Below are 7,090 nucleotides of genomic sequence, written 5' to 3' on the forward strand. Positions count from 1 at the left end.
GGACCTCACCGTCGCACCGGGTCCCGTCCCCACGAGCCGGTGCGCGACCGGGGCCGCCGTCCGCTCGGCGAGCGGCCCCGGAGTTCCGCGGCGCCTAGGAGCGCACCAGCTCCCGCCCGGCCTCGGCGTCGTCGCCCAGTTCCTTGCGCAGCTGCTCGCCCTCGACGTCGACGTTCGGCAGCGCCCGGTCCAGCCGGCGCGGCAGCCACCACGCCTTGTCGCCGAGCAGCGCCAGCACGGCGGGCACGATGGCCATCCGTACGACGAAGGCGTCGAAGAAGACGGCGATGGCCAGCCCGAAGCCGATCATCTTGACCATCGACTCGCTCGATCCGATGAACCCGGCGAAGACGGCGATCATGATGACGGCGGCGGCCGTGACGACCCGCGCGCCGTGCCGGAAGCCGGTGACGATCGCCTGACCCGGCCGCTCCCCGTGGACGTACGCCTCCCGCATGCGGGTGACGAGGAAGACCTCGTAGTCCATGGCGAGACCGAAGACGACGCCCACCATGAAGATCGGCATCATCGACATCACGGGTCCGGTCTGCTCGACGCCCACCACGTCCGCGAGCCAGCCCCACTGGAAGACCGCGACGACCGCGCCGAGCGCCGCCACCACGGACAGCAGGAATCCGAGAGCGGCCTTGAGCGGTACGAGGACCGAGCGGAACACCAGCATCAGCAGCAGGAACGCGAGCCCGACGACGAGCGCGAGATAGGGCAGCAGCGCGTCGTTCATCTTCTGCGAGAAGTCGATGTTCATGGCCGTGGCCCCGGTGACCAGCACCTCGGCCCCGGTGTCGGACGTGATGCCGGCGCCGGCCCCGCGGATCTCGCGCACCAGCTCCTCGGTCCCCCCGGAGCTGGGCCGGTCCTTGGGGACCACGGTGATGACGGACGTGTCACCGGCCTTGTTCAGCGGACCGGGCACGGTGGCGGCGACGCCGTCCATCTTCTTGACGACGTCGGTGACGTGGCCGACCGCGTCCTTGGGCCGCTCGGCGTCCGCCACGTCGACGACCACCATCAGCGGTCCGTTGAAGCCGGGCCCGAAGCCGTCCGACAGCAGGTCGTACGCCTTGCGCTGCGTGGTGCTGACCGGCTGCGAGCCGTCGTCGGGCAGTCCCATCTCCAGCGAGGCGGCGGGGACGGCGACGACACCGAGCCCGACCACGGCGGTGAGCAGTACGGCGACCGGCCGGCGCAGCACGAAGCGCGCCCAGCGCGTCCCCATGTTGGCCCTGCCCGCCCCGGTGGCCTGCTCCTGCCGCTCGCGGGCCTTGCGCCCGAAGACCTTCTTGCCCGCGAACCCGAGCAGCGCCGGAACGAGCGTGAGGGCGATGAGTACGGCGATCACGACCGTGCCGGCCGCGGCGAAGCCCATCTTCGTCAGCATCGGGATGTTGACGACGGCCAGCCCGACCAGCGCGATCACCACGGTCAGCCCCGCGAAGACGACGGCGGACCCGGCCGTACCCACGGCCCGGCCGGCCGCGTCCTCCGGCTCGCGGCCCTCGGCCAGCTCGGCCCGGTAGCGGGACACGATGAACAGGGCGTAGTCGATGCCGACCGCGAGGCCGATCATCATGGCGAGCGTCGAGGTGGTGGAGCCGAGGTCCAGGACGTTGGCCAGCGCGGCGATGGTGGAGACGCCGATCCCCACCCCGATGATCGCGGTGAGCAGCGGCAGCCCGGCGGCGATCAGCGACCCGAAGGTGACCACCAGCACGACGGCGGCAACCGCCACACCGATGATCTCCCCCGAACCGGTCTCCGGCACGGCCTGGAGCGCGTCGCCGCCGATCTCGACGGTCAGCCCGGTCTCCCGGGCCTCGTCGCCGGCCTCCACGAGGGCGTCCCGGGTCCCGTCGGTCAGCTCCATCCCGCTGACCTTGTACGACACCTGGGTGTAGGCCGTCGTCCCGTCACGGCTCACGGCCTTGCTCGCGTACGGGTCGACGACCGAGGCGATCTGGTCGGAACCCGACCGCAGCCCGTCGACGACCTTCTTGACCTCCGCCTTGTGCGCGGCGTCGGTCATGCGCTCCCCCTCGGGAGCCCTGAACACCACGCGGGCGGTGGCGCCGTCGGCGGCCGCACCGGGGAAGCGCTCGTCGAGCAGGTCGAACGCCTTCTGGGCCTCGGTGCCCGGTATCGAGAACGAACTGGAGGTCGCGGTGGACGCGGACGCGGCGCCGACGCCGGCGAGCACCAGCAGGGCTATCCACGCGAGGGCGACGAAGGGGCGGCGGCGGAAGGCGAACCGGCCCGTCTTGTAGAGGAAAGTGGCCACGAGGGCGTTCTCCCGGTCAGGTCGTTGGTACGGACAGGGCAGGGGTGACCAGCCCGACGACGAGAGCGGTGCGCGTCAGGTGGAGCGTTTACGGGGACGGACACCGGGCGGGGACTCCGCGGCGCCGCGTGGGGCACTACACCGGGACCATCAGGCGGCGCCCAGGGCGGGCAGCACCACGGAATCGATGTAGTCGGAGAGGAAGGCCCGGTCGGGCGACCGGCCCTCGATGAGTTCCTGGGCGACGAAGGCGCCGACCAGCATGTGCGGGACGTACCGCAGGGCGGCGGTCTCGGCGGGGATCTCGCCCCGGTCGACGGCGCGCCGCAGCAGCCCGTCGAGCCCGGTGAGCTCGGGAGCGATGAGCAGCTCCCGCAGCGCCTGGTGAAGATCCGGATTCTCGTGCACGGCCTGGGCGAGACCCCGCATCAGCGCGGAGTCCCGTTCCATCTGGCAGTCGTCGGTGCGCTCCACCAGTGCGTGGAAATCGCCCCGGAGGGTGCCGGTGTCGATGTCCGCGAGACTGACGGGCTTGTTGTGCCGCAGGGCCCTGACGACGAGTTCCGGCTTGCTGCCCCACTGGCGGTAGAGAGTGGCCTTGCTGGACCGCGTGCGGGCCGCGACGGCGTCCATGGTGAGGGCGTCGTAGCCGACCTCGCGCAACAGGTCCAGTACGGCCTCGTAGAGCTCGCTCTCCCGCTCGGGCGTGAGCCGCGTGCGTGCCATGCCGACCCACCTCCAAGCGAACGAAACGGTTTCGTACACCTACGGTACGCCGCTCTCCCACCGAAACGAAACCGTTTCGACGGTGTTCCGCGCCACAAGTTGCCGCGCCCACGGCCCGGGGAAAGCATTGGGGGGTGAGCGACGCACCCGGGTCCGTCGGCCCCTCCGAGACCACACCCGCCGCACGTCCCGACCGGCCCACCCCGGCCGAACACCCCACGGTGGCGGGAGAAGACGCCCCGGAACGCTCCCCCGCCGAGCAACCCGCAGTGGCGGGAGGGGACGCGCCGGGCCACTCCCCCGCCGAGCAACCCGCAGGGGCGGGAGGGGACGTGCCGGGGCGCTCCCCGCAGGGCGTCGAACGCAACCACCCCGACGGAATCGCAGCGGTGGCCGAACGTTCGATGCCCGAGGAGACGCCCCGGCGCGGCACCGACCCCGAAGCCCCGGCGCAACCCGGCAACGGCAACGGCACCGCCGCCCAGCCCGCCCCCGGCAACGGACCCGGCTCAGGCCCCGGCCCCGGCCCCGACCCCGCCGGCAACGCCTACCTCCGCTTCCCCCACCTCCACGGCGACCTCCTGTGCTTCGCCGCCGAGGACGACCTCTGGCTGGCCCCCCTCGTCCCGCCGGGCAAACAGCCCGACCGGGCCTGGCGCATCACCGTCGACCGCACGAAGGTCTCCCACCCCCGCTTCTCCCCCGACGGCCGCCACATCGCGTTCACCACCTGGCGCAGCCTGGACCCCGAGGTCCACCTCGCCCCCGTGGACGGCGGCCCCGCCCGCCGGCTCAGCCACTGGGGATCGCTGGACACCCGCGTCTGCGGCTGGACCCCCGACGGCCCCGACCACCCGGCGCACATCCTCGCCGTCGCCTCCCACGGCCAGCCGTTCTCGCACTTCTCGTGGGCGTACCAGCTCCCCACGGACGGCAGCCCCGGCTCCAAGCTGCCGTGGGGACCGGTGTCCGACATCGCGGTCGCGGACGTCGAGGGCGAGCGCCGTACGCTGCTGCTCACCGGGAAGCCCCCGCACGAGCCCGCCGCGTGGAAGCGCTACCGGGGCGGCGCGACGGGCCGCCTGTGGCTGCACGGCCGGCAACTGCTCCCGGACATCGGCGGACACCTCGACTGCCCGATGTTCGTCGACGGACGCATCGCGTTCCTCTCCGACCACGAGGGCGTCGGCAACCTCTACTCCTGCGCGTACGACGGCACCGACCTGCGGCGCCACACCGACCACGACGCGTTCTACGCCCGGCACGCCTCCAGCGACGGCGCCCGCGTGGTCTACCAGTGCGCGGGTGACCTGTGGTTGGTGGACGACCTGTCCCCCGGAGCGAAACCGCGCCGCCTCGAGGTGCGTCTGGGCGGCCCCCGGGCCGGCCGGCGCACGTACCACGTCCCGGCGGCGGCCAACGTGGACGGCCTCTCGGTCGACACGACGGGCCGCGCGAGCGCGGTCGTGGTGCGGGGCAGCCTGTACTGGCTGACCCACCGCGACGGCCCGGCCCGCACGATCACGGACGTCCCGGGTGTACGGGCCCGCCTGCCGCAGATGCTCGGCGGCGGCGGCCAGGTCGCGTACATCACCGACGCGGAGGGCGAGGACGCGATCGAGATCGCGTACCTGCCCCGCGCGAGCGGCGACCGCGAGCCGCGACGGCTCGCCTCGGGGAAGCTCGGGCGCGTGCACGAACTGGTGGCGGACCCGGAGGGCGAACGCCTCGCGATCGCCTCGCACGACGGCCGCCTGCTCCTCGTCGACACCGCGGCCGACGCGGAGGCGGGCGCGGACGCCGAGGCGGGCGCGGACGCCGAGGCGGGCACGGACGCAGCCGGCACCGTCACCGAGCTGACGCGCTCCACCAACGGCCCGGTACGCGACCTGGCGTTCTCCCCGGACGGGGCCTGGCTGACCTGGTCGCACCCCGGCATCGGCCGCACCCTGCGCAAGATCAAGATGGCGAAGATCGAGACGAAGCACATCATCGAGGTCACCAACGGCCGCTTCGAGGACGAGAACCCGGTCTTCACGAGCGACGGCCGCTACCTGGCCTTCCTCTCGTGGCGGGGCTTCGACCCGGTGTACGACGTCCACACCGGCGACCTGTCGTTCCCCCTGGGCTGCCGCCCCTACCTCGTACCGCTGTCCTCCGCGACCCCGTCGCCGTTCGCGCTGTCCGCGGAGGGCCGCCCGGCGGCGGGCGGACTGGACCCGGTGGAGGGCGAGGAGAGCGAGAGCACCGACGGCATGACGGTCCTGGTCGAGGTGGAGGGCCTGCCGAACCGCGTGACGCCGTTCCCGGTGGCCGCCAGCAAGTACTCGGGGCTGCAACCCGTCTCCGGCGGCGGACTCGTCTGGCTGCGCTGGCCGATCTCGGGAGCGCTCGGCGAGACGTTCGCCAACCCGGCGGACATGTCGGGCCGCCCGACCCTCGAACACTTCAACCTCACCAAGGCGCGCAAGACGGAACTCGTCGACCACCTGGACTGGTTCGAGGTGAGCGGCGACGGGACGCGGCTGGTGGTGATGGACGAGGGCGAACTGCGCGCGGTGCCCGCCACCGAGTCCGGCGACAGCGACAGCACGGTCTACCTGGACCTGCGGCGCATCCTGCACCAGGTCGACCCCGAGGCGCAGTGGCGGCAGGCGTACGCGGAGGCGGGCCGCATCGTGCGGGCGTACTTCTGGGAGCCGAGGATGGGCGGCATCGACTGGGACGCGGTCCTCGACCAGTACCGTCCGCTGCTCGAACGCGTCGCCACGCCCGACGAGTTCGCGGACCTGCTGCGGGAGGTCCTGGGCGAGCTGGGGACCTCGCACGCCTACGTCGCCGCCGCTCGCCGCAACGAGGGCCCGCCGCACTACCAGCGGGCGATGGGGCTGCTCGGCGCGAACTTCGTGTGCCGCGACGGGGAGTGGCTGGTACGCCGCATCCTGCCCGGTGAGTCGTCCGACTCCAAGGCGCGCTCGCCGCTGGCCGGTACGGGCATCCGGGAGGGCGCGGTCCTCACGCACGTGGACGGCCGGCCGGTGGACCCGGTGGCGGGCCCGTACCCGCTCCTGGCGGCGGCCGGGGGCACGACGGTGGAGCTGACGTTCCGGCCGGCGGAGGGCGGGGGCCCGGCGCGCCGGGTCGCGATCGTCCCGCTGATCGACGAGCGCCCCCTGCGCTACCAGGACTGGGTGGCCAAACGCCGGGAGGTGGTGCGGGAGTTGAGTGACGGCAAGTGCGGCTACCTGCACATCCCCGACATGGGCGGCTCGGGCTGGGCACAGTTCAACCGCGACCTGCGGATGGAGGTGTCGCGCCCGGCCCTGATCGTCGACGTACGGGGCAACGCGGGCGGCAACATCAGCGAGCTGGTCGTCGAGAAGCTCACCCGCACCATCATCGGCTGGGACCTGACGCGGAACGCGGACCCGGTGTCGTACGCCTCGAACGGCCCCCGGGGCCCGGTGGTGGCGCTGGCCGACGAGGCGACCTCGTCGGACGGCGACATGATCACGGCGGCGTTCAAACTGCTGGACCTCGGGCCGGTGGTCGGGCAGCGCACCTGGGGCGGCGTGGTGGGCATGACCGGCCGCCACACGCTGGGAGACGGCACGGTGATCACGGTGCCGATGAACGCGGCCTGGTTCGACGCGTACGGCTGGTCGGTGGAGAACCACGGCGTCGAGCCCGACATCGCGGTGCTGCGCACCCCGCTCGACTGGGCGGAAGGACGCCAGGCGCAGCTCGGCGACGCGGTGCAGGTGGCACTGGACCTGCTGGCGGCGCGCCCGGCGGCCACGCCGCCGACCTACACCGACGTACCGGACAAGACCCGTCCGCCCCTGCCGCCGCGAAGCGGCTGACCGCGGGGGCGGGGGCCGACGCCGGGCGCCGCCACGGCCGTTGAGGGGGAGCACGTGGGCGCGCCCTCGACCGTACTCGGCTCGTGCCCGGTCCGGGCGCGGCCCGTCAGATGGCCCGTCAACCGCACATGAACGTGAAAGAGCGCACCCGTGGTGATCCGGGTGCGCCCTTCACTCCGCGGGGCCGTGCGGCGCAAGCCCGCGC

3 protein-coding genes are annotated in these 7,090 nt (G+C 73.1%); 1 reads left to right on the plus strand and 2 read right to left on the minus strand.

The genetic code is table 11. From position 1 onward, the window contains the following. Positions 1–94: 94 nt before the first annotated feature. Together ACWGH0_RS34430 and ACWGH0_RS34435 are read right to left on the minus strand one after the other, a co-directional pair. Positions 95–2,296, minus strand: a complete 2,202-nt coding sequence (locus tag ACWGH0_RS34430; protein WP_453408209.1) for an MMPL family transporter — start codon at positions 2,294–2,296, stop codon at positions 95–97. 150 nt (positions 2,297–2,446) lie between these two features. After that, positions 2,447–3,022, minus strand: a complete 576-nt coding sequence (locus ACWGH0_RS34435; RefSeq protein ID WP_453408210.1) for a TetR/AcrR family transcriptional regulator — start codon at positions 3,020–3,022, stop codon at positions 2,447–2,449. A gap of 404 nt (positions 3,023–3,426) precedes the next feature. Here ACWGH0_RS34435 and ACWGH0_RS34440 point away from each other — a divergent pair, with 404 nt between their 5' ends. Beyond that, positions 3,427–6,885, plus strand: coding sequence for a S41 family peptidase (locus ACWGH0_RS34440; RefSeq protein WP_453408211.1), 3,459 nt, complete (start codon positions 3,427–3,429; stop codon positions 6,883–6,885). Positions 6,886–7,090: the final 205 nt, after the last annotated feature.

It is taken from the genome of Streptomyces sp. NPDC054887, from assembly GCF_053610585.1.

Coding starts and splice junctions, on each gene's coding strand:
- ACWGH0_RS34435 (WP_453408210.1), bottom strand. CDS start 3,022: ATGGCACGCACGCGGCTCACGCCCGAGCGGGAGAGCGAGCTCTACGAG.
- ACWGH0_RS34440 (WP_453408211.1), top strand. CDS start 3,427: ATGCCCGAGGAGACGCCCCGGCGCGGCACCGACCCCGAAGCCCCGGCG.